Raw genomic sequence first — 23376 nt, forward strand, 5'->3', positions numbered from 1 at the left:
TAGTGTGTCAGACGATCGGACAGATTACATGAGCTACAAGACACATATTGCTGCTACAAGGCATTAAAAATTGCGGAGCGACCAATAATAATATGATATTACCTATTTATATTTCATGTTTCTGCTTTCAGCATAGCTGCATTTTGCCGAAAAAACGACTACTCTGAACCGCTAGAAAAAGTTTTACCGTTTTCCTCCGATCGATTAAAAGCTTGGCGGTGCGGAAATAGCGTTCCCAGCAGCCGATTGATATGAGCTTGTCCGTACAAAATGGTTGGTATTTCTCCGGGTTGAGGAGGTTGCTCTGTCGGAGTTGATGGAGGGGATGCCGCCGTCTCCGGTGGCGTGAGAGGATTTTTGGGAGCAGTTTCTGGTGGTTCGACTGGTGGTTCGACTGGTGGTTCGACTGGTGGTTCGACTGGGGAGGTTTCTGGTTGTGGTTGTGGTTTTGCTTCTGCTTCTGCGGTGATTTGGCGGCTATCATCTCCCATCAAAGAACCTGCGGCCAAAATTTGCCTTTGGTCAATACAAGGATTAATCAATGTAGTCCCCGCACCGATACAGGAATTGGCTCCGATCGCCCCCGAACCTACTACTAGCACCCCTGCGCCGAGAATCGCACCCGCTCCGATTTCCAGAGTACCTTGACGGGCGTGAAGAATTACTCCCATACCGATACAGGTACCCGCGGCGATCGAGATCCGGCTATCTGGATCTGCTTGGAGAATCACTCCAGGAGCGATCGCCACACCCTCATCAACAACCACATCGCCACTGATATAAACTTGAGAGTTGCTACTTAATTGCAGTGGCCGTAAATACATTCAACTTAACCATTTTAGATGTAGGATTTTAGGTTTATTAACAAGGATATTTTGGATGGTATTATTGATAAATAGAAAGCCTAACTCTCAGCAATAATTATTGCTCGATCCTGCTAACTTTTTCAAATTTTACTTCAATTTCCTGGCGGTTCTCCCGTTAGCTTAGACAGCAACTAACGGGAAAAAAATGCTAATTACTAGCCAATTAAGGACGCTGAATAATCTCTTCCAACACCCGGCGCTTAGCCTTGGAATCAATTCCTAGCAAGCGGACGTAATCGCCTGTGTGTTCTTTCAGACAGCTTTCCAGGGCAGAAATCACTTCCGATTCGCGATTGGAGGCGATCGGCGAGCAACTGTTCCAAGAACCTGTGCGGAAGCGGCGCGGGTCGGCGTGTTCCGTACCAATTTTGTATCCTTGGGAGAGCAGGTTGCGGATTTGCTCGATCGTCTTGGCGCTCAATAATGCGGTGCCTGTTGCAGTCGAAGTTGCTTTATATGATGCGGTCCCTGCTGCTTGAGCAGATTGAGCAACGGGGCCATCTGGGCGCTGAATAATTTCTTCCACCACGCGGCGCTTAGCTTTGGGATCGATGCCGATTAAGCGCACGTATTCTCCTGGGTACTGTTGCATCACAGCTTGCAAAGCGGCGATCGCCTCAGATTCGTTCCGTGCTTGCACAGAAGCCCCGCTTTGCCAAGAACTGGTGCGGAAGCGACGAGCATCAGCGTGTTCAGTCCCCACCTTGTAGCCTTGAGCTAGCAAGCTGCGAATAGTCCCAGCCAAATCCCCACTCAATTGACCATTGGACGCAGCAGCGCCATTCTGGTGAGCAGGTTGAGCAACTTTGCCATTAGATTGGCGAGTTGTCGCGCCATTAGAACCGTTAGAGCCATTGTCACCCGGTCTTTGGACAATTTCTTCAAGTACGCGACGCTTGGCTTTGGTATCAATGCCGATCAAGCGGACGTATTCCCCTTGGTGTTCGCTCATACAAGCCGACAAAGCATTGATTACTTCAGATTCGCGGGTGGACGAGATGGGTCCGCAACTACGCCAAGAACCGGTGCGGAAGCGACGTGCATCAGCGTGTTCTGCTCCGACGCTGTATCCTTGAGCTAGCAGGTTGCGGACGCTATCGACTAGCGAATTGCTCAATTGAGTGGTCCCATGGGTAGAATAAGTGATTGGAGTCATGTCCGAATTTTTAGAAAGTTCATTGCGAATAGGTGCCAGACAAGCGATGTTGTCGGCACAGCGATAACCAGTTCTCAGAGCGTCGTTAACTCCGATGACGTGGGTAGCAAATTTAACGTCTGAATCTTGAACATCTGGCAAGCGATCGGCTTGCTGCTGATTGGTGATGACAGCTCCCGAAGGTATATACTTTCCAGGAGGAATCTCTACGTCTTGAATTAGTACGTGCATCATTACAATGCAACCGTTTCCTACCCTGGCATTGAACACCGTAGAGCGAAAGCCGATAAAGCAGTTATCGCCTACGTAGGCCGGGCCATGAATTAAACTCATGTGAGTCAGCGAAGTATTTTCCCCTACCCAAACGGAATAAGAGTTGCCATCGTCTCCGGTGACTCTGCCTTGTTCTAAACCATGAATTACCACTCCGTCTTGAATGTTGGTACTATTTCCGATATGGAAAGGAGTACCTTCATCGGCGCGGATAGATGTTCCTGGGGCAATCAGCACTTTAGAACCGACACGCACATCCCCAATAATGTTAGAAAAGGAATGTACATAGGCGGTTTCGTGAATTTTGGGCTCTGCCAAGTTTTTCGACCAAGGCGTCGGGGGAGCCGCAACACTGCGGGCTGCCATAAGTTAAGTTCTCCTGAACTGAAAAAAAAAATTGTTAGCTGTTAGCTGTTAGCTGTTAGTTATTGACGGTTAACTATCAACGGTCAACTGTCAACTTCTACTAACTACTAATGGTTGCAACTAGCGGTACGGGTCGTCTTTTTTACTGTAAATGAGGCGATTTTCTACATTGACAGTATCTATAATACCTACCACCAAAGCATCGAGCGGACGGTTTTCGCTTCCAGGTGCAATCCGGGCTGCGCTTCCCCTAGTTACTAAAACCCATTCATCTATACCAGCGCCCACACAGTCAGCGGCTACCTCATATCCGGGAACTGGCGAACCTTCTTCATTGATGAATTGCAGCAGCAGAAATTTCGATCCTCTAAGACTAGGCTCTTTTTGGGTACTGACAACTGTGCCGAGAACTTTTGCCATTTGCATTTTAGGTTACAGGTAGTTGGTAATTGGTAATTGTCAATTTTTCGATGTCATTAGTCTTTATTAGATTAGCCTTCTTCCATCAGTTTTTTCGTTTTTTTTAGTTATTTTGTCTACTAATGACTAATGACTAATAACTAATGACTCATGACTAATGACTAATGACTAATAACTAATGACTAATAACTAATGACTAATGACTAATAACTAATAACCAATCTGCCATCTCCTACTCAATTAAAAATTAAAAATACTAAATCAAAATCTCTCAGGATTTTTAATTTTTAATTTTTAATTTTTAATTACCAAACGCTGAATGAACGATCGCCTGTTTTAAGATCTATTGAGTGGGCGAATGCCACTCACGCCTTCGCGGAATTGTTCCACAGCTTCGGTGTAGCGAATGGGTAGTACATACTCCAAGTTTTCGTGAGGGCGGGCAATGATGTGGGTGGACATAACTTGTCCGCCGTTAACACGCTTGACGGATTCTACTCCAGCGGCCACTGAAGCTTGTACTTCCGAGACATCTCCTCTGACGATGACTGTAACGCGGGCGCTGCCGATTTTTTCGTACCCGACTAGGGTAACGCGGGCTGCTTTGACCATGGCGTCGGCTGCTTCTACAACTGCCGGGAAGCCTAAAGTTTCAATCATGCCAACTGCAATTGCCATTGTTTCTACTCCTGATTTAATATTGGGGGAACTAAACGATGTTTTTTTGACGGTTGCACTAATTTTTCACGGAACTAAGTTTCTGTGCAGTGAGAACTTAGTCGCCACGGAACTGTTCGACTGCTTCGGTATAGCGAATCGGTAAAACATATTCTAGGTTTTCGTGGGGACGGGCGATGATGTGGGTAGAGACAACTTCTCCGCCATTGACCCGTTTGACGGACTCGACTCCTGCTGCTACTGAGGCTTGGACTTCCGACACGTTACCACGCACAATTACTGTGACGCGGGCGCTGCCAATTTTTTCATAGCCCACGAGGGTGACACGAGCAGCTTTGACCATAGCGTCGGCAGCTTCCACAACAGCGGGAAAACCTTTTGTCTCAATCATTCCCACGGCAATTGACATTTTTGAATCTCCTAAGCGAGAGTTAGTGGAATTACCGTTACAAATCTTTGACCAATTTTAAAAATTGGACGGGGGAGCCCAGATTATTTAGAAAAACGGTTTAAAGCTTCCTATCCTTTAAGAATAGGCTAAGCTGTGTACCTTGACAATATAAACCAACATCATAATGTTTAATAACAAAAATTAAAATATTTTATGATCCTTAAAATGATTTAATATTTTTTTAATAAACTTAACATAGTCAGGAGTATATGCCGGTGGCAATGGGAGAGTCCGCTAAGTAAAAATACTCGTCAAGTAGAGTTCGCTTATGCGGTAAAAACTAATTTTTAACTGATTGAATTCTCAGTTTGAGTGCTTTCATGTATAGTTAACATTAGTGCAAAAAATTTTGCCAAAAGTATACAATCACGTTTAGCCAAAATTCCAGGGTGCGATCGCTCGCGGATATTTTTTTCATAAAGACAGCAGTAAAATCCAAATTTATCAGGATAAATTCATGAATCCATTGCTCCTCCAAACCTGTTGGTGGGTACCTTTATATGGCTTAATAGGCGCTATTTTAACTTTGCCTTGGTCTACGGGAACAATTCGCAAAACAGGGCCGAGACCAGCGGCTTATTTCAATTTGTTGATGACTGTGTTGGCTTTTATCCACGGGTCAGTTATTTTCAGAGAAACTTGGAATGAACCATCTCAACAATTGCTGCTAAACTGGGTGCAAGTAACAGACTTAAACCTATCTTTTGCCCTAGAAATCTCTACCGTAAGTGTGGGCGCAATGGAGTTGGTGGCATTTCTAAGTTTGCTAGCACAAATTTATGCTTTGGGCTACATGGAAAAAGACTGGGCGATGGCTCGATTTTTCGGGTTGCTAGGTTTTTTTGAAGCAGCAATTAGTGGTATTGCAATTAGCGATTCGCTGCTTCTAACTTACGCTTTGTTGGAAATGCTGACACTTTCAACTTACTTGCTAGTAGGATTTTGGTACGCTCAACCCCTGGTAGTCACAGCGGCTCGTGATGCGTTTTTAACCAAGCGAGTGGGAGATGTACCCCTGCTGATGGGAGTAGTGACACTTTCTACTTTAGCAGGAAGTTTGAATTTTTCGGATTTAGAAACATGGGCAGAATCGGCAACTTTATCTCCTCTAGTTGCGAATTTATTAGGTTTGGCTTTAATTGCCGCACCTACGGCTAAGTGCGCTCAATTTCCCTTCCATTTGTGGCTAGACGAGGCGATGGAAGGGCCGAACCCAGCTTCAATTATGCGGAATACGGTAGTTGTGGGTGGTGGGGCTTATGTTTTGATTAAACTTCAGCCGGTTTTGGCGCTGTCGCCGATGACTGGTGCGGTGTTGGTGGTTTTGGGTGCGGTGACGGCGGTTGGGGCTTCTTTAGTGGCGATCGCCCAAATCGACCTAAAAAGAACACTATCACATTCTACCAGTGCTTCAATGGGTTTGGTGTTTATCGCAGTGGGGTTAAATCAAGTTGACATTGCTTTGCTGTTACTGTTTGCACACTCGATTTCCAAGGCACTATTATTCATGAGCGCTGGGTCGATTATTTCGACCACCAACACTCAAGATTTAACAGAAATGGGTGGCTTATGGTCGAGAATGCCCGCCACTACTGCGGCTTTTGTAGTAGGCGCTGCGGGGATGGTGGCACTGTTGCCCCTAGGGAATTTTTGGGCAATGCGACGCTGGCTGAATGGTTTTTGGACAGTACCTTTATGGTTGGTAGTTTTGCTGCTGTTAGTTAATTGTTTGACGGCGCTCAATTTAACTCGCGTATTTGGTTTGGTGTTTGTCGGAAAACCGCAGCCAAAAACTCGCCGAGCTCCTGAAGTGGGATGGCTAATGGCTGTTCCCATGGTAATTTTGACTGTTACAGGACTATTAGTGCCTTGGATGTTGCAGCAGTGGCAATTATTAATTAGTTGGAGTGGACCTTGGGCTGAGACTGGAGATTTTGATAATTTAAATTTGCTGTTGAAAACTTTGGATACACCGTTGTTGATGTTGTCTGGGTTCATTGGTTGTGCGATCGGGGTGGCTATCTATTGGTATGGGGTGATACCCAGGCCTGTACGATTACCGATTCCGGCTATACAGGATTTGTTAGCTTACGATTTTTATATCGATCGCGTTTACCGTTTGACTGTGGTTTGGGCAGTTGATTCTATTTCTAAGATGAGTGCTTGGACTGACAGGTATGTGGTGGATGGCGTGGTGAATTTGTTTGGTTTTGCCACAATTTTCAGCGGTGAAGGTTTGAAGTATAGTGGTAATGGTCAGTCCCAGTTTTATGTGTTGACTATTGCTGGGGGGGTGGCTGTATTGCTGGCTTTGATAGTTTGGTTGTTTTAAACCGCAGATGAGAGCAGATGAGAGCAGATGATTTTATTCTGGGTTTGTCTGCTTTTTATTTAATTTTACTCAAACTCGATCGGCCATAATTCTGCAACGGGAACTTCCCAACCAGGTAATAGTTCAGCAATTGAAATAATGTCTCCATCTCTCAATATAACTGGTTCGGTTGCGGGGCGGTAAATTGTGACTGTGCATTTGTCTGGATCGATTAATATTCCTACTTTTGCTCCGAGTTCGAGAAATGAGAGGATTTTTTCTCGCAGCGGTTTAATGCGATCGGACTGAGACTTTATTTCTACAACTAAATCGGGGACGAGTTCGGCAAAATACCTTTTACTTTGTTTGAGGCGCGAGGCTACCACAAAAGAAACATCAGGAACTCTCAGATCGGAATTCGGGAGAATAAACCCGCCACTAGATTCAAACACTCGTCCCAATTTGCGGGGTTTGACCCAGTTAAGCAAAAGTCGGCTGAACTCTGCCCCTATTTCGCTCGATACAATGTCTGCTCCGCCCATTATGATAATCTTCCCGTCTACGAGTTCTAATTGGTAGTCTAGCTGTGCTTCGCAGAGTATACCTTGCAGTTGTTCCAAGTCGGCAACTGTGAGGCGGGTGGAAGGGTATGCCGATCGAACTTGCAAATCTTCCCGGTCTGTGAGACTTTCTGTAAGACTTGAGGTCATAGGATGGTTCCAAATACATCTGAACCTATGTTAACAAAAAAAATCAGCCGATCGCTTTTATCTTGTCTGGGTTTGCGCTAATCTTAAATATAGTTTAAAAATCGGTAGTAAAGGAAAGTTTTAATTGATGCTTAGTGCTTTAATTTGGATACCCATATTGGGGTCCGCTCTGATTGGGTTTTGGCCGAGGGCGGTTAGTTCTAAAATTGTGCGGAATCTGGCCCTGGCGATGGCAGGTATAACTTTGATTTTATCGGTGATTTTAGCGGCTCAGTTTGATCTAAATGCGAGTCAGTTGCAGTTTGCAGAATTTCTGCCTTGGATAGATGTTTTGGGATTGAACTACAATCTGGGTGTTGATGGTTTGTCTCTGCCTTTAGTAATTTTAAATGCTCTGCTGACTGGGGTGGCTATTTACAGTACAGATGAGTCTATTCGCAGACCTCGAATTTATTATTCTTTGATTTTGCTGATAATGGGTGGCGTGAATGGCGCTTTTTTAGCTCAAAATTTGCTGCTATTTTTCCTGTTTTTTGAGGTGGAACTAATCCCCCTTTACCTGTTAATTGCTATTTGGGGAGGGGAACGTCGGGGTTATGCTGCTACTAAGTTTTTAATCTATACTGCCTTTGCTGGGATTGTGCTGCTGGCATCTTTCTTGGGGACAGTTTGGCTCAGTGGTGCTTCTAGTTTTGATATTGTTGGTGCTGTGGGTGCATCGCATTTGCAGGGTGCTTTACCTTTGCCTTTGGTGAGGCAAATTGTCTTACTGGCTGGGGTGTTATTGGCTTTTGGGATTAAGATGCCTTTAGTGCCTTTTCATACTTGGCTTCCTGATGCTCACGTAGAAGCTTCGACTCCGGTTTCGGTGTTGCTGGCTGGGGTGCTTTTGAAGTTGGGAACTTACGGGATGCTGCGATTTGGTTTGGGTTTGTTTCCTGATGCGTGGGCGGTGGCTGCACCTTGGTTGGCTAGTTGGGCTGTTGTCAGTGTGCTTTATGGGGCTAGTTGCGCGATCGCCCAAAAAGATATGAAGAAAATGGTAGCTTATAGTTCGATCGCTCACATGGGCTACATTCTGTTGGCTAGCGCTGCGGCTACTCCGGTGAGTATGTTGGGTACTGTTTTACAAATGGTAAGCCACGGTTTAATTTCGGCGCTACTGTTTTTAACCGTCGGTGTTGTTTACCGAAAATCAGGTAGTCGCAATTTAGATGTGCTGCGGGGTTTGTTTAATCCCGATCGAGGTTTGCCGATGATTGGTAGTTTAATGATTCTCGGAGTGATGGCTAGTGCGGGTATTCCAGGTTTGGCTGGATTTATTGCTGAATTTTTGGTATTTCGCGGTAGCTTGCAAGTGTTTCCCGTGCAAACTTTGCTGTGCATGATCGGCACTGGTTTGACTTCTGTTTATTTTTTAATTATGGTCAACCGTGCTTTTTTTGGTCGGCTTTCGGATTTGGTGGTGAGTTTACCACAAGTGCGTTGGGGCGATCGCATTCCTTCTTTGGTATTGGCTGTGATTATTGTGATTATGGGAGTACAGCCGGGAGTGATTGTGGCTTTGAGTGAGAAAACGGCGATCGCCATGGTAGCTAATGTGCCACCACAAGTTAATGCGATCGCTCAAAACTTACCATAAAATATGACCTAGCTGTAGGGACACGGCAGGGGACATTGGTGTCAACTTAACGTCAAACCGATAGTCCGACAGGGGTTTAAACCCCTGTCTCAACTCATTAGTCCTCTTTTAGAGGACTAATGAGTTGAGATTCTTCTCTTCAGTCCTCTTTGAGAGGACTTTCGCTATTAGACAGGGGTTTCAACCCCGCTTAGGACTTGATGAATGACTAACGGACACGGGGCGGGCTGACAGCTTAAGTTGACACCAATGGGCAGGGGAGAATCCCGATTTTGTAAGGGCTATAGCATTCCGGCAGATAAGTTATTGGTTAAAAGGAAGGATTTACTACGGTCATGCTTCGCCCCTACCGATATATTTGCAAATTCTGAATGCTCCCCACGACAGTGTCCCTACCAGACCAAGAAATGCTATATCTGAAAAGCTTTTAGTGCATCATGAAAGGACTAAAGTTGTTACTACAAACATCTTTCTTCCTTCTTCCTTCTTCCTTCTTCCTTCTTCCTTCATTTAAGGTTAAATTAAAATGACGAGTACCGTATTAAAGCCATCTTCTCATCCTCTAGCAGCCTACATTGACATCTTGGAATCAGGAAAAGCTTTACTTCCTGAATCGGCAGAAAATTTAATAGAAGTAGTCGGAGTTCTTAAAAGTTATGGAGTTGTTTTAGATGCCTATTCTCGGAATCTAAACTACATCGCTGAAGAACAGTTTTTAGTGCTTTTTCCGTTTTTTAAATATTTCAATGGGGAAGTTACTCTGCCGAAATTAATGCGCTATTTGTGGCACGATCGCATAAATTTTGAGTATGCCGAATATTGCATGAAAACAATGCTGTGGCACGGTGGTGGCGGTTTGGATAGTTATTTGGATTCCCCGGAGTTTGATAATTTGGTCGAAAAGGCGATCGCTGCTAAATTAAAAGGCAACTTTTTCATGCAGGGGCTCCATAAAGCATTTCCTGATTTTTTGCCGGAACAAGTGCGGATGCTGGCTTACTACACCGGTTTAGGTCAGTTTTGGCGGGTAATGAGCGATTTGTTTATGGACTTATCTGATTCCTACGATCGAGGGGAAACTAAGTCTATTGCTGACGTAGTTGATTTTGTTAAAGCTGGTTTAGTCGCAGCCGCCAGTTTACCAATTACCTACAGCGTCAAGATTAGCGGTCAAGTTTACGATATCATTCCTCCAGAGGCTGGATTGACATTTTTAGCAGATGTAGCGATTCCCTATGTCGAGTCAATTTTCTTTCGGGGAACTGCATTTTTTGGAGTAGTTTCCTACAACGCTCAAGCTCATCAAATCCCGGAACAACAAAGAGACTTTAGCTATGGTGCTTTGTTTGCCGATCCTTTACCGATTGGAGGGGCGGGGATTCCGCCAACTCAATTGATGCAAGATATGCGGCATTTTTTGCCGGAGTATTTGCAAGAAATTTATCGCACTAGCTGTCGAGGCGAAGATGATGTGCGGGTGCAAATTTGTCAGAGTTTTCAAAAGTCGATGTTTTGCGTAACGACGGCGACTATTTTGGGTTTGGCACCTCATCCCATGAATACATCAAATCCAGAGGAAAGAAAGGCTAATCGGGTTTATTTGGAAGGTTGGATGGATCGGTTTGGAAATTCTCGTTTGGATTGGGCTAATCAACCAACTAACAGGGCTTGTCAGTTGTTTCCCGAACGATAGTTAGTAATTAGACATCTCCCATAATTATTGTGGAACAGGCAGGATGCCTGTTCTTGACAAGCTTTTTGGGAGATGTCTATTGTAGGGTGCACAGGCAGCGAGAAATCTTTGATTCGCTGCTTGCGACTGCGGACTGTCACGCACCCGGTAAAAAGTTGCTTGCTGGTGCGGCGAAAAAGTACCGAGTATTTTTTATAAAAAATTAATCGAACTCAATCAATAGGGCGATCGCAACTTAAATAACTTTTAATTATTGTATATATATATATATATATATATATATAATTCAAATCAATAAACTCTTGAACTTGCTTATAGGAAACAGTAAAGTGTTAGTCAATCAGCCAAAAATAAACTGATTAATGAATTAATGCAAATTTCACTCTATGAGAGGTGCTCGTAGGAATAGAGTTTAGGACGGGCGCAAAACTAAGTTGTAAAGTCTATTTTCTGTAGGGCAATTTATGAGTTACCCCTACCAATGGTTTACGCTGCGTAAGTTCAGGAATTTTTACAGAATTGAGTTTATTAGTTGGATTTAGTGGTGTTGAAAAAGGTGCGTCGCCTTCTGTAAAACCTACAAATAAAGCTAACATCTAGTTCCAGATTTCAGCATGACTGCACAGGTGACTCGCGCGAGATGTGTAGCAATACAGCAGATTCCACATTTATGAAGGACACCGCGCGATCGATCAGGGCTGTTTCATTCTCAGACAAATCATCATTTTGTAGGGGTAGTGCCCCCGTGCCTACCCTCTTCGTCCACGATTTTGTATGTGTTTCAGAGATCGGGGCGGGCACTCTTGGCACCGCCCCTACAAGAGAATAAAACAGCCCTGCCACGGTATGGACACTCCAAGATCTCATTAGTGTCAACTTAAGCTGTCAGCCCGCCAGTCCTTGCGCCCACCCGCTAGTCCGCCAGGGAATGAATTCCCTGTCTAATAGCTAAAGTCCTCTAAAGAAGACTAATGAGTTCTTCAGTCCTCTTTAGAGGACTTTAGCTTTGAGGCAGGGGTTTCAACCCTTGCCGGACTATGAGTTGTACCTTAATTTGACACCAATGGGCACGGTGCCGTGTTCCTACTTCATAAAGTCGGTTCAAACTTTACTTGTTGAGGTTAAATCCAATAGCAAGGTCTGTCAATTTGTCCAGTCAATTAGATACTAACGAATGATTAACTTTAGTCACTAAACCAGTGCCTAACCATCCAAGCAAACTTGATTGAGGAATAAAAGAATGAGCGGTTACAGTTTATCTCGACAAATCCCTGGGGGTAATGGAAGTGATAATTTTCCTTTGCCGAATATAGTTGCAAATCAGCTTACTAATATCGCTGTAATAAGTGCAAATACGGACACATTTAAGCCTTTTTTAACGGTCAATAATCCTAGTGGAGCCGAAATTGGAAATGGTAACAATGCCACTTTTACCCCCCCAGTAGGCGGTACTTTCGCGGGGATTGTTCGGGACGATAGAGGGACAGTTAAAGAAACAACGGTGTACACAGTCGAAGTGAATCTAGAGCCGAACAAGCTTAATAACACTAACAATGCTGATACTCCAGCCTTTACCCCCGGAAATTATCCAGGGTGGGTAGGTTCCATTGACGCATTGGACTACTACCGCATTGAAGGGCCGGCTGTTGGTAAGTTGACGGCGACTCTGACAGGTATAGATGGTGCAGTCACTGTAAGATTACTGGACAAGGGCGGATTTGAAAAAGCTACAGCAAAAACAACAGCTAGTGCGGAGACTGCAATTCAATTGGAGTTTCTGATACCTTCAGCGAACGAAAGATATTTTTTGGAAGTTGCTCCTCAAGATATTAAGAAGCCTGGTGATGGTCGGGGTGATGGTAAGAATAACAGTAGCAAATACAATCTGAATTTGGCATTTGCTACTTCCACAACACCGACTCCTGTGGTCACGACTCCGACTCCTGTGGTCACACCTCCAACACCTGTGGTCACACCTCCAACACCTGTGGTCACAACTCCGACTCCTGTGGTCACGACTCCGACTCCTGTGGTCACAACACCGACTCCTGTGGTCACGACACCGACTCCTGTGGTCACAACACCGACACCAACACCAACTCCAACTCCAACACCGACACCAACTCCAACACCAACGGCTGGTGGTACGCCTGTAACGATCGCGGCACCTGCAATCAATTCTTCGGGCCCTGGTACTCCCACTGGGCAACCAGCAAACACTGTTAGCGGTCAGTCTTACAACCTGTCAGACAATAATGACAATATTTTGGTGTCATCACTGCCCCCGGCTGCTGCTGGCAAACCAATCTTGGGGCTATCTGGCAACGACAATATTACCGGGACAAGCGGCTTTGATATCATTAACGGAATGCAAGGAGCCGATACAATTGACGGAGGGGCTGGCAACGACTCTTTAACCGGCGGTAAAGGGTCGGATCAGATTGACGGCGGTGCTGGCGACGACAACTTGTCCGGCAATAATGACAACGATACTCTCACCGGAGGAGATGGCAATGACACTATCACCGGTGGTAAAGAAAATGATGTCCTGATTGGCGGCTTAGGCGACGACATACTGAGTGGCGATCGCGGTCAAGACATTCTCACAGGTGGCGGCGGAAGCGATACATTTATCTTAACCGGAGGGGCGGCGACTGCTGCCACCCTAGCAGAGGCAGATGTGATTGCAGACTTTACTGTTGGGGACAAAATTGGTCTAACTGGCGGGAGTGTATTTGCTAGCCTCATCTTGGAAACTGTAAGTTTGAATCTGAATGGAGGAGCTCCTGTTAGTGCTACGGCAATTAAACTCGGCGGCTATTTGGGTATCGTTGTAGGGGTTGCCCCAAGCGAGCTTACGGCAAGTGTTTTTGTGTCATAGTTTCTGTAGCGTGGGCTTTGTGAGTCCTATTTGAGTGGAATTAAGTGCGATCGCCTTTGAGTTTGACTTGGGGGCGATCGCCTTCTGTAAAACCTACAGATCAGGCTAACATTTAGTTCCAGATTTCAGCATGACTGCACAGGTGACTCGCGCGAGATGTGTAGCAATACAGCAGATTCAACATTATAGAATCAAATCCCTTGGCGATCGCCTGAATATTACGACATTGGATACAGTCCCGCGATTGCGAGAGTATGCAGAAAAAAATAAAACTTGTGTACAGGGCTTTCCCAATGCTCTGCCCTGTGAAGGTCATTGGAATAGTCAAGGCCATGAGCAAGTTGGTCAACTTATTGCAGAACACTTATGCGATAAGTTCAAAGCAGAGCCTTAAGTTTGAATCTGATCCTATATCTAGATTCTGACTAAAAGACTGAGGCCGTGAGAATCAGTTCCACAAGTTCCAAACAAGCCGTGAGTTTCTGCTAAATCTTTGACTAAAGCAGTTTGTTTGGGACTTGATTTCCAAGGATTTGGATTACCATAGGCATAGTAAATTTCTACACCGTCAATGCCGAAACGAGCAGCTTCTGGGATTAATTTATCGGCGGTCGATCGATACCGACAGGGATGGGCGAGAACGGCTAAACCTCCTGCTTCATGAATAGCTTCAATTACTCTGGTGGCTGCATACAAATAAGTTCCTTCTGTACCTTTACCTCCTAAGTAGGGTTGGAGACTGGAATGTTGCGGATCGAAGCCATAACCGAGAATATGTACATCGTTATTGAGTAATTCAGCATTAATTTCCACCCCTGTCCACAGAGTTGGTATGGTGCTATTGTTATCGGGATGCTCTAATTTCCAATTATCTAACCAAATTTGAGCTTTTTCGTAGCCTTTGGTGCTGTGGTGGTCTGTAATAGCTAAGCCTTTGACCCCAAGGGCGATCGCTTTTTGGAGCAATTCCTCTGGCTGCAAGCGTCCATCCGAGTACACTGTGTGCATATGGAAGTTATAGGAACCGGGACAGCTATGAGCATCAATTGTCTGGAAGACTTGTTTGAGTGCACAGATATTTTGGGCTTGGGGTTTGAGACTAGAACCAGGGGAGGGAGCGAGATTGATATTCATAAGTGTTCCTATAAAAAAAACTAGCCTTGTTCAATATATCTAATAAATTGATATGTTGCACTTGTGGCGATAGTGGCACCGGGCGGGGCGGGTTTATGAGATTATTGATTTTTGGCAGAAATGGTTTGTAAAACCCGCCCCTACAGGTTTGTTGAGAATGGTGCAAGATATTAATTCACTGGCATTTTAAACCTGCGGCGGCGGCTGTGGGAAATTCGATGGGCACAAATGTCAGGCCAAATTGTTCTCTGGAACACGGAACAATGTGCGCCACTCGTTTAGGAGAGTTTTTTCGATTACCGGTGTTTGGGTCAAATTCAATTATACCTGTGGCTCCACTGGCTTGAAACTTTGGTGCTGCTAAGGTTTTTTGCATTCCTTCGCGGCTGGGTTCTGGCTGCATTTCTAGGGCTTGAATCAAGGTGCGGGCGGCATCGTAGGTTAAGGCCGATCGAGTATTTACCGGGCCTCCCCACAATTTTTCAGCGTTTTGAGGAAAATTTTTGTCAAAACTGATTAACGGATGCCAAAATACGGATACTCCCAGTTTGTTAACAGATTTCAATTGCTTGGCTAATTCTAATGTTCTCGTTTCGTACAGAGTCCAAGGGCCGATAATCCAATTGCGATCGTTGTTAGCTTTAATCATTTCGAGCGCATTTTCCAGGGAACTGGTGACTTGACCATCGGGAATCACAAGTATGGCTATTTTTCCCTCTTTTTCAACTTCGGCAATTGCTGCTGGGGCGTTAAAATTATTTTTAGATAAATCATAATAATTATTGATTCTAAAAGTGGTTCCTCCTAGGGCTTCAAATTGTTTTTTGAATTCTTCCCACAACGAAGCGCTGAAGGGACTGTTGGGATTGTAAAATACTGCCACTTTTTTCCAATCGACTGAGATTAGTTGATTTACTAAACCTTCAGCTTCTATGCTAGTTGTCGGCGCTGTCCGAAAGAAAAATTTCCGGGGTTTGCGTGTCAGTTCTTCTGTTGTGCTTCCCGGAGAAATAGCGACAAGTTTATTGCGATCGTAAATATCTACTGTTTCCACGGTCATGTCGCTGGTGTAGTGTCCGATTACTGCTAAAATATCGGGCTGAGCAACCAGAGAATTTGCTCTTTTAACTGCGTAGGATTTGATATTTCCGTCATCGGCGATGATGACTCTCAGTCCTTTGCGTTTAAGAGGTTTTGTTTCGAGTAATTCTTGACCGGGAAAGTCTTTATTGCTATTACTGGGAGTGATGAGACTTAAATTAACTTCTGTTTGAGCCTGAGCAATGCCGCGCAGCAGTTCTTCTGCTAAGTTGGCATTGAAAATGCTGCCGTCCTGATTTCTGCGGACGGGAACGACTATTGCGATGGTGTAATATTCTGCGTTGATTGATTTGAGCAGGGCATTGTTGATGTAAATTAAAGTTTCTGGGTCTTTACGGTCTTCTTTCCAAGACTGTTTGAGCAATTTTAAAGCTTCTGGATAATTTAAATCGGCAAACTCATTGATTCCTCTTTGTTTTGACCAGAGTGGCGAGGTTTGAATGAGGAGTTTTTCTCCTGAACTGATACCCTCTACAGAGGCTAGTGAAGGAATTGTTGGTCGAAATAAGGAGAAAGAATAGGCGATGATTAATGCAGAGGCTACTCCCGCAAGGCCGAACAGTAACCAACGAAAGTGGGGTGAATTTTTTCTTGGTTTTGACTTGACTGGTGCTACAAGAGGCTTTAAGGCTTGCAAAACCTCGGTAGCAGATTGGTAGCGGTCTTTAAAGTTAAAGCGCACCATCTTGGTTAAGATATTTTTAAGTGGGTCGCTCAGGCGATCGGATGTTAAATGAGTCCAGATAAATTCGCAACTATCAGGGTCTTGTGGCAGATTGGTGGGACGGCGCCCGGTGAGAGCTTGAATTGTGATAATTCCTACTGCATAAATATCATTATATGGTTGGGGAATTGACTGGGGATTGTATTGCTCTGCTGGCATATAACCTGTTGTCCCCCATGCTTTTGATGTCAATATTTCACCTGTACTGTTAGAAGTCAAAGTGCTTACTTCTCTGACTGCTCCAAAATCAATCAGAACTATTTTATTCCCTGTTATAGACCTAATTAAGTTAGAAGGTGTCAGATCGCGATGAATAATATTTGCGTTGTGAACAAGTTGTAAAATTTCAAGGATTTTTTGTAAAAAGGAAATCGCCTGTGCTTCAGTCCAGTGATTTTTTGCCGTAAGGAGTTCTTGACTTAGGGCAGTTCCTGTAATAAATTCTTGAACTATGTAAAAATTGTCATTTTCCTCAAAGTGATTTAATAATGTGGGAATGCGAGAATCATTTCCCAAAGTCTGCAAAGCCAAAACTTCTTTTTGAAATCGGTTCCTGGCTTTTTTTAGTACCAAGGGATTTTCGGTATGAGGAAAAGGAATTTCTTTAATGACGCAGGGTGGATTTGAGGGGTTTTGTAAATCTTGAGCTATGTAGGTTATGGCTGTTCCTCCCTGTCCTAATTGATTAATGATTTTATAGCGTCCGGTCAGTTCATCTCCGGGATTGAGAGACATAAATTTTAAAAAAAAGTAGTGCTGTTTTAATATATTTAATTAGCTGAAAATCTTTCATAATCCGGCATCCCTAGTGGGAGTTTTGAGAGAGGACGCCGGGGCGGGCATTGTTTTCAGTGCACCGCACCCGATCGCATTTTCCAGTCTCCAGCCAAGGGTTACTTTCATGTTGAAGTACCCGTTAGGCTTGGATGCTGTTGCGAGTCTGGCTAGCCAGCTCCAACAGTTGCGCCCAACGTTTTTGGACTTGTTTGGGAGTACATTTGATCGCAGTGGCGATCGCCTTGTCACTTTCTTGATTCCGCTTCATTGCTAACAGTTGTTGCTGTTCGGGAGAAAGTTGAGCGCGAAATGTTTCCCACTTGTCCGAAGTCATTCCCAATTTTTGATCGACATCAGCACCGAGCCATTCGTGCACTAATTTCCAGTTTTGAGTGCGGGCAAATTTTTCGACGTGGTACTTGAAACGTTGTTGCAAGTAGTCCCGTTGACGGGAAGACAAACCAAGAACGCGATCGATTTCAGAAGCAGAAAGGTCTTGCAATTTCAAATTGAGGTAGCTAACACATTCTGGCTGATTTTGCGATTCCAGATAAGCAATCAATTCCGATACTACTCGATCGCGCAACACAGCATCAGCCGGATCGACAGTTTCAGACACCATTTGTTCGCGCACTTGTTGCAGCGCTGGAGAGCGGCTGTACATTTCTGCATCTTCTCCCTTGCCAGATTCTACAGCCATTTCAATGTCGATCGCAGTTTCAGGAGGTTGACCCTTGGCAAAACCTTGAGCGCGGAGGACAATCAGGCGTTGGCGGTTGCGGCCTGGTAAGCCAATTTGGCGTTTGGCGTAGTGTTCGGTGAAAGCCATGTACTCAGCCAATTCTAGCTGTGTGCGGGGCTGGTAGCTGAGTTCGAGTTGGTGTTCCCGGCGGAAAGCCCGTAAAGATTCAATGTAAAAGCCTTGCAAAAAGTCTTCAATCATGTTGTAGCGAGCTTGGTAGTTCAAGTTCGATCTAAAGGAAGCAACATGGCGATAAATCATCGATGCGAGGTGAGAGTGAAGTTCGACGCGGCCTTGCTTGGAACCGAGGCGATAGAATTCCAGGGTTTTTTGCAAGCGGTGTTCGGCTAAGGTGATTTGCCAAGCTTGGACTTCGCCGGAAATTTGGATGCGATCGCTTTTTTGGCAAATCCGTTCGACTTCCTTCGCAATCCGCATCGCCACGGATTGAGCGCTACGGCTTGGTGTTTTCATCTCTGCTTGCAAGGCTTTGAGGGCGAAGTCAGCCAAAGCTAGGGTATCGACGCTGGGAAGGTTATTGATTTCGAGGGTTTGTTCGCAGGGGGCAGTTTGAAGGGAGTTGATGGTAGAAGCGGTGTTGCAGTTAACGGAGTTGGTGGCAGTTGTGACAGTCATGGTATTTATCAGGTGGTAGGGCACCGCAGCGACAGTGCGAGGACTTTTGTCAGAGAGTGAGTGATGCAGTTGCAGGCGGTTTGGCTTGCTGTGCGGATTCAACTCTCTATACATTGAATGTACGGGAAGTACAAATAGTGCAGTGACTCAGGTGTTCCACTCTCTCATGCAACTCTTTTTGGCTGCTGAATCTGATTTTAAGCTTTGGCTGTAGAGGATTGATGATTTGGTGCTTAAACCTATACTGTACAAGCATTCTGAGCTATTGCAAAGGTGGGGCGATCGCACTTGCGTGTGAGGGTATAGCAAGGCCGCTCAGTGGACAATTTACTAACTGGCCTTGGGACGGGATTTTGGGGGTGGAAGATTCTGGAATTGGTAGTCAGCAGAATGTAGGGAACTGCAATGTATTCTCTACCTACGGCAGAGCAGTTTCAAAACCCGGTTAATTTAGAAAATTGGTCTGACAGAAGGCTGGTTGATTGACAGAAGCCAGATTTCTGGGTACAAAGGCTGGCTACAAAGGAATGTATGCGATCGAGCTTGGTTTGATGGGGGCGGGTGAGTCCTTCCAGAAGTTTAAACCCCTAAATTGAGAACAGCGCCGCTGAGTCGATCGAATTAAATATTAAAGGTGATAATTCCTCTCAAGCTGAAATATCCAATTTTAAGTACGCGACAGGTTTTCGAGAATATCGGGTGGTGGCTCAAAAAATTGTACCTGATGCCCATTCACAATCTCAGTACCGATGAGCTGCGAACACACAGCTCGTAAAGACTTCCAAAGCATTGTCTCCTCGTAATGTTCTAATTCGGCTGGAATGTGATCTAGCAGAGTTTGAGAGCAGACCACAATCAGTTGTTTCTGAGCCCGAGAAAAAGCCACATTAGACCGATTGAGGTCTAAGATAAATTCCACATTTTTACTAATTGCTGAGGGGTCGCTGGCTGTTGCCGACACAATGATATAAGGTCGCTCGTCACCTTGTAAGCTTTCAACAGTATCAATTACATCGATCAGGTCGCCGGAGTCCTTCAAGTAACTTTTAAGCAGTGTTCGCTGCGCTCGGTGTGGAGTGACAATAGCCACAGAGTTGTTTTCTATTGCTCTTCTATTTTTTGCAGCAGCAATAATTTTCTCAATAATCAGCACCTCAAGCATATTGCTGCGTTTTGACAGGCGCTCAGAATGAAGAACAAGAATTAGACCTTTTGACTCCTCCTGCAAAAGACTATTTGAATCGGGCAACCTTCCTTTTAGTTCAATATTATCCAGTTGGTAAATACGAGAAATTAAATTACAAATCAGCGGTGGCAAGCGGAAAGTAAAACTCAACGCAGAACTCAGAATGGCTGAATCTGAAACTCCTGTAATTTTAATATTTTTAACCGCATCATATGCACTCACATAAGGCTTGTATAATTGAATGGGCGGACGGTCTTCCTGCTCCCAATTATGAGCAACAATTGGTGAGAGCTGCCGATGATCTCCGGCAAGCATGATTTCCCCGTCACTTTTTACTAATGTAGCCAGTGACAGAAAGTGCGGAAACACCATCATGCTTGCTTCGTCAACGATTAGTGTAGGTACTTGGATACCTTTCATTTCCAGCGATAATTTCAAAAGAGCACTGGTTGTGCCGCCGATGACCAAGACAGCATTTGAACGCATTTTCTTCAACTTGGCTGCACAAGGCTTAGAGGGAAAACATTCAACATTTTTTCCGAGAAAAACCTCACCCTCTTTAGGGTCAACTCGGCTAAGTTGTATCGGCGGTACTGTTAATCGCCATTTATCTGCCTGTTGCTGAAGGGTTGGCAAGAGGCTATCGAGGCGCAAAAGCAAGTTATTTACAGCAGTATGGGTAGGTGCTGCGATGAGAACGATATCTCCCATCGAACAACGCGCCAAAATTCTTAAGAACGTAGCGATCGCAGTTGTCTGTGTCTTGCCAGTTCCTGGAGGCCCCTGTAAAAGTTGAATTCTAGCGGTTAAGCCACTGACAGCAGCAGTGACTTGATCGGTAGCCAATTTCTGTCCGTTAGGCAATATCAAGAACTCCAGTAGATTCTGGTATTGTTCTAGCTTCTGTGCTGCTAGAGCCTGTTGCGGAGGAATCTGAGGACGCTCAGGATCGAACCACTGACATACATGATTTCCGAAACGACTTATTAGTCTGTCGTCAACCTTTCCGGCTACAAAATCAGAAGGACTTTCATCTAAAGTAGCATAGGAAAAAATCTCTTCCTCTTGGTTATAAAACCGACCAGGGAGTTGATAGCGGTCTGGTTGATTTGTTTGTCTTACTGAAAGCTCAATCTGTCTAGTCTCCCAGTCAATACGATCCACAAAACACGTACTTCCACCGCGTAGAAGTTGACCGAATGTTTGACCGCGATGCGGATCTTTAAAACAGGGGCTAAGCCTTACACAGTTGCCTTTTTCGATCGTGCAGTTGGTCTCGAAAACTTCATAATTAATACCGTACTCATCAAGGTTGATAGTGGCTGTCAGCCTATTGTTGCCGTGGGAGACAACATCACTAATAGGAATAGTGCGCCCTAGAGGGACGCGATAGACAGGCGGGACTAAGTGAGTAGCAATCCAGTTTGTCACTTTAACGTGCTGATCCAGTCGGAGATAGTCAATCCCCGCCTGCGCGGCGTTATCTACCCCAAGAGTGAATTCCAGTAAATCAGCGATGACAAGAGATGGTTTTACTACGTCTGGGTTCTTAGAACGAATGCTTTCTTCAACCCACCGCAGCGCGTGTACGCGGGCGCGAAAATAATCCTTGAGATAGTTAGGTTTCCGGGCGCTGTTGTAGCGCTCAATTGCCTTAGCAACTGCTGCCGATAGATTTGGGTCTTTTGGATCTGGCAATTTTCGCCAGTAAGCGCGCCAGTAGGGTGCTGTTAAGGAATCATAAAAGCGACTGCGGAGTTCAAACTTGTGCCTGCTGACTTGCTCAGAATCTCGATCTGCCCACTGCCCCTGAGCATCTAAATCCAAATCAGTCTTAAAATCGAAGATATCCTGTGTAAAAGCTTGCTCTAGATCGACCTCGGCACCAGACACCCGCCGCCGCCAATGATAGCGCCTGCCAAACCATGACAGAGAAGTAACGACAGCTAAGCCTCTACCTGTCCATCCCAAAGCAAAACGCCGATCGACTTCATCGTGCAAGCAAGAGTAGATGAGTTGCTCTAAACTCTCACGGCATCCTAGCAGTTCCCGGAGGTTGCCGAGTAACTGCGAGCTGACGCGGGAGCATCCTTCGAGCAACTGAGTCATCTCCGATCGAGACCAGACATAAAAGTGAATGGGAGCCGTTTCGGCCTCGGCTACCTCATCAATAACCTCAACCAACTTCATTAGAAACCCTTGAATTAGCTGTTTCTCAGCGCCTGTGTCTTCTCTGTATTCTCCCGTCCACGGAGAGGTTTGAAACTCAATAACTTCTCTACTTTGGAGGGAACGCTCTTCATAGACTGGGCGATTATTTCGATCACGCCCTACCTCCCACCGTTCCTTGACTGTGGGGTCTGGCTGCCAATGTCCATTTACCTGCGTGAAGCTTGTATGTAATTCTCCCTCGCTCTTGGTCACATGAGCTGCAAGCGCTCCGATCCTATTTTCTACATAGTCGTAATCCACAGAAAGGTAAACGCGAATCAGTCGCTCACCATTAATTATGTGTTCTGGAAGTTGACCTTGACCTACATAAGGTAGCGACTTCACTTCATAGGAATCTGGATTGATATTTCCGCCTGGAAGTGTACGCCTGCGAGTTTTTGCTTTTAACTGGATAAGTTCTAGGTTATCGCTAAAGCTTGGATCTTGCCGCACTTGAACCGCCTGCTGTCCATGTAATTCGAGTTCAGCCAAGTCATCGATTTTGTCAATCCCGGCCCCTCGCAAGACTCTTACTGCTGATGGATCTAAGCCTATTAGTTCAAGACGACGCAATCGAGCACTTTCAGATAGGCAGTGAATATTGAAAACACAGCCATCACACTTGGGATCGATTTGATAGTCCAAATCGGCTAAATCAGCCTGAACTACGCGGTTTAGCGCACCCTCAGATGCCAGGAGGCGATTAATGTCTGCTTCTTCTGTATCTAGCTTAAACGGTTTTAGATCGAGGATGAGCTGACTTTTATTTGTACTTTCATCAATCCTAGCAACAACGCACTCGATATCTTCTGGTCTGAGTTCTACGCCACAAATAGCCACTGGACTCACCTGAATAAGCTGCCGTACTAGCATCCGGTATAGAGCAACCTGCACGCGGTGGTAGGTACGGTCTCGACGACTGGCTTTGCATTCAACAATTCGCAGCTTTGGTCGATCGGCTTCCCACAGGATTAGTACAAAGTCAATTTGGCCTTTGATCTGGAAAGCTCCCTCGTCTGCTTCGATGGAAATTTCGCGTCCATATGCTCTTTGTCCTGAACTTATACCTTGCAATTGTGATACAAAGGTAGTCCAGGGTGTCTTCTTTTCCTCAGCAGACTTTTGGCTGTACAAAGTGAGGTCAAGGAGACCATTTTTTTGGAGAGAAGTTTCCCATTCGTTCTCCCTCAATCGCCCCGCCTCTTGGAGAACTGGATCTAATGAGTTGAAGAGGCGTTCTGCAAACGGAAGCTCTCGCGCAAGCTTTCGGTTATTATGCTCTAGCTTAAAGCGGCGATCGCAAGATTGATAATGGATGTACTCACCAATTTCGGTAACTCGAACAGATGGTTTAGTTACTGGGGTTAACATAAATCTAAGAATAAAATATTTAAATGAGTCAGACTTGCATAAAGGGT

15 protein-coding genes are annotated in these 23376 nt (G+C 45.1%); 5 read left to right on the plus strand and 10 right to left on the minus strand.

What is annotated here, in order from left to right:
* Window positions 1-158: 158 nt before the first annotated feature.
* From AAFP14_RS19130 to AAFP14_RS19150, 5 genes are all read right to left on the minus strand, one after another.
* Entirely contained in the window at window positions 159-824 is a 666-nt protein-coding gene (locus AAFP14_RS19130) for a carbon dioxide concentrating mechanism protein (RefSeq protein ID WP_341733801.1), read from the minus strand.
* Between the two features lie 205 nt (window positions 825-1029).
* Entirely contained in the window at window positions 1030-2661 is a 1632-nt protein-coding gene (locus AAFP14_RS19135; RefSeq protein WP_341733802.1) for a ribulose bisphosphate carboxylase small subunit, read from the minus strand.
* A 120-nt stretch (window positions 2662-2781) separates the two neighbouring features.
* Window positions 2782-3087: a EutN/CcmL family microcompartment protein gene (locus AAFP14_RS19140; protein WP_341733803.1), complete on the minus strand. Its 306-nt coding sequence runs from the start codon at window positions 3085-3087 to the stop codon at window positions 2782-2784.
* 330 nt (window positions 3088-3417) lie between these two features.
* A complete protein-coding gene (locus AAFP14_RS19145) occupies window positions 3418-3759 on the minus strand; it encodes a carbon dioxide-concentrating mechanism protein CcmK (RefSeq protein WP_006635058.1) in 342 nt (113 codons plus the stop codon).
* A gap of 97 nt (window positions 3760-3856) precedes the next feature.
* On the minus strand, window positions 3857-4168 hold the full coding sequence (locus AAFP14_RS19150) for a carbon dioxide-concentrating mechanism protein CcmK (protein ID WP_096828468.1): 312 nt from the start codon (window positions 4166-4168) through the stop codon (window positions 3857-3859).
* Window positions 4169-4667: 499 nt separating this feature from the next.
* On the opposite strand from AAFP14_RS19150, the gene AAFP14_RS19155 reads away from it, so the two are divergent.
* Window positions 4668-6542, plus strand: a complete 1875-nt coding sequence (locus AAFP14_RS19155; RefSeq protein ID WP_341733804.1) for an NAD(P)H-quinone oxidoreductase subunit F — start codon at window positions 4668-4670, stop codon at window positions 6540-6542.
* A gap of 65 nt (window positions 6543-6607) precedes the next feature.
* Here the strand turns inward: AAFP14_RS19155 and AAFP14_RS19160 are convergent, their stop codons facing one another.
* The gene (locus AAFP14_RS19160; protein ID WP_341733805.1) at window positions 6608-7231 is read right to left on the minus strand and encodes a Uma2 family endonuclease; all 624 of its coding nucleotides are present in this window, start codon (window positions 7229-7231) and stop codon (window positions 6608-6610) included.
* A gap of 127 nt (window positions 7232-7358) precedes the next feature.
* On the opposite strand from AAFP14_RS19160, the gene AAFP14_RS19165 reads away from it, so the two are divergent.
* From AAFP14_RS19165 to AAFP14_RS19180, 4 genes are all read left to right on the plus strand, one after another.
* Window positions 7359-8873: an NADH-quinone oxidoreductase subunit M gene (locus AAFP14_RS19165; RefSeq protein WP_341733806.1), complete on the plus strand. Its 1515-nt coding sequence runs from the start codon at window positions 7359-7361 to the stop codon at window positions 8871-8873.
* 526 nt (window positions 8874-9399) lie between these two features.
* Window positions 9400-10566 carry a CO2 hydration protein gene (locus AAFP14_RS19170; RefSeq protein ID WP_341733807.1) on the plus strand — a complete coding sequence of 389 codons (1167 nt, stop codon included), beginning with the start codon at window positions 9400-9402 and terminating at the stop codon, window positions 10564-10566.
* A 1240-nt stretch (window positions 10567-11806) separates the two neighbouring features.
* Window positions 11807-13447: a calcium-binding protein gene (locus AAFP14_RS19175; RefSeq protein ID WP_341733808.1), complete on the plus strand. Its 1641-nt coding sequence runs from the start codon at window positions 11807-11809 to the stop codon at window positions 13445-13447.
* A 130-nt stretch (window positions 13448-13577) separates the two neighbouring features.
* Window positions 13578-13841 carry a hypothetical protein gene (locus tag AAFP14_RS19180; RefSeq protein ID WP_341733809.1) on the plus strand — a complete coding sequence of 88 codons (264 nt, stop codon included), beginning with the start codon at window positions 13578-13580 and terminating at the stop codon, window positions 13839-13841.
* 20 nt (window positions 13842-13861) lie between these two features.
* Here the strand turns inward: AAFP14_RS19180 and AAFP14_RS19185 are convergent, their stop codons facing one another.
* The 4 genes from AAFP14_RS19185 to AAFP14_RS19200 form a co-directional block, all read right to left on the minus strand.
* On the minus strand, window positions 13862-14581 hold the full coding sequence (locus AAFP14_RS19185; protein WP_341733810.1) for a PHP domain-containing protein: 720 nt from the start codon (window positions 14579-14581) through the stop codon (window positions 13862-13864).
* A gap of 175 nt (window positions 14582-14756) precedes the next feature.
* A complete protein-coding gene (locus AAFP14_RS19190; protein WP_341733811.1) occupies window positions 14757-17141 on the minus strand; it encodes a bifunctional serine/threonine-protein kinase/ABC transporter substrate-binding protein in 2385 nt (794 codons plus the stop codon).
* Between the two features lie 181 nt (window positions 17142-17322).
* A complete protein-coding gene (locus AAFP14_RS19195; RefSeq protein ID WP_341733812.1) occupies window positions 17323-18561 on the minus strand; it encodes a HetZ-related protein in 1239 nt (412 codons plus the stop codon).
* A 667-nt stretch (window positions 18562-19228) separates the two neighbouring features.
* Complete coding sequence (locus AAFP14_RS19200) at window positions 19229-23329, minus strand: AAA domain-containing protein (RefSeq protein WP_341733813.1); 4101 nt, start codon at window positions 23327-23329, stop codon at window positions 19229-19231.
* Window positions 23330-23376 lie beyond the last annotated feature (47 nt).

The sequence above is a fragment of the Microcoleus sp. EPA2 genome, assembly GCA_020882975.1.
Lineage (GTDB): Bacteria > Cyanobacteriota > Cyanobacteriia > Cyanobacteriales > Microcoleaceae > Microcoleus.

Coding starts and splice junctions, on each gene's coding strand:
- AAFP14_RS19130 (WP_341733801.1), bottom strand. CDS start 824: ATGTATTTACGGCCACTGCAATTAAGTAGCAACTCTCAAGTTTATATC.
- AAFP14_RS19135 (WP_341733802.1), bottom strand. CDS start 2,661: ATGGCAGCCCGCAGTGTTGCGGCTCCCCCGACGCCTTGGTCGAAAAAC.
- AAFP14_RS19140 (WP_341733803.1), bottom strand. CDS start 3,087: ATGCAAATGGCAAAAGTTCTCGGCACAGTTGTCAGTACCCAAAAAGAG.
- AAFP14_RS19145 (WP_006635058.1), bottom strand. CDS start 3,759: ATGGCAATTGCAGTTGGCATGATTGAAACTTTAGGCTTCCCGGCAGTT.
- AAFP14_RS19150 (WP_096828468.1), bottom strand. CDS start 4,168: ATGTCAATTGCCGTGGGAATGATTGAGACAAAAGGTTTTCCCGCTGTT.
- AAFP14_RS19155 (WP_341733804.1), top strand. CDS start 4,668: ATGAATCCATTGCTCCTCCAAACCTGTTGGTGGGTACCTTTATATGGC.
- AAFP14_RS19160 (WP_341733805.1), bottom strand. CDS start 7,231: ATGACCTCAAGTCTTACAGAAAGTCTCACAGACCGGGAAGATTTGCAA.
- AAFP14_RS19165 (WP_341733806.1), top strand. CDS start 7,359: ATGCTTAGTGCTTTAATTTGGATACCCATATTGGGGTCCGCTCTGATT.
- AAFP14_RS19170 (WP_341733807.1), top strand. CDS start 9,400: ATGACGAGTACCGTATTAAAGCCATCTTCTCATCCTCTAGCAGCCTAC.
- AAFP14_RS19175 (WP_341733808.1), top strand. CDS start 11,807: ATGAGCGGTTACAGTTTATCTCGACAAATCCCTGGGGGTAATGGAAGT.
- AAFP14_RS19180 (WP_341733809.1), top strand. CDS start 13,578: ATGACTGCACAGGTGACTCGCGCGAGATGTGTAGCAATACAGCAGATT.
- AAFP14_RS19185 (WP_341733810.1), bottom strand. CDS start 14,581: ATGAATATCAATCTCGCTCCCTCCCCTGGTTCTAGTCTCAAACCCCAA.
- AAFP14_RS19190 (WP_341733811.1), bottom strand. CDS start 17,141: ATGTCTCTCAATCCCGGAGATGAACTGACCGGACGCTATAAAATCATT.
- AAFP14_RS19195 (WP_341733812.1), bottom strand. CDS start 18,561: ATGACTGTCACAACTGCCACCAACTCCGTTAACTGCAACACCGCTTCT.
- AAFP14_RS19200 (WP_341733813.1), bottom strand. CDS start 23,329: ATGTTAACCCCAGTAACTAAACCATCTGTTCGAGTTACCGAAATTGGT.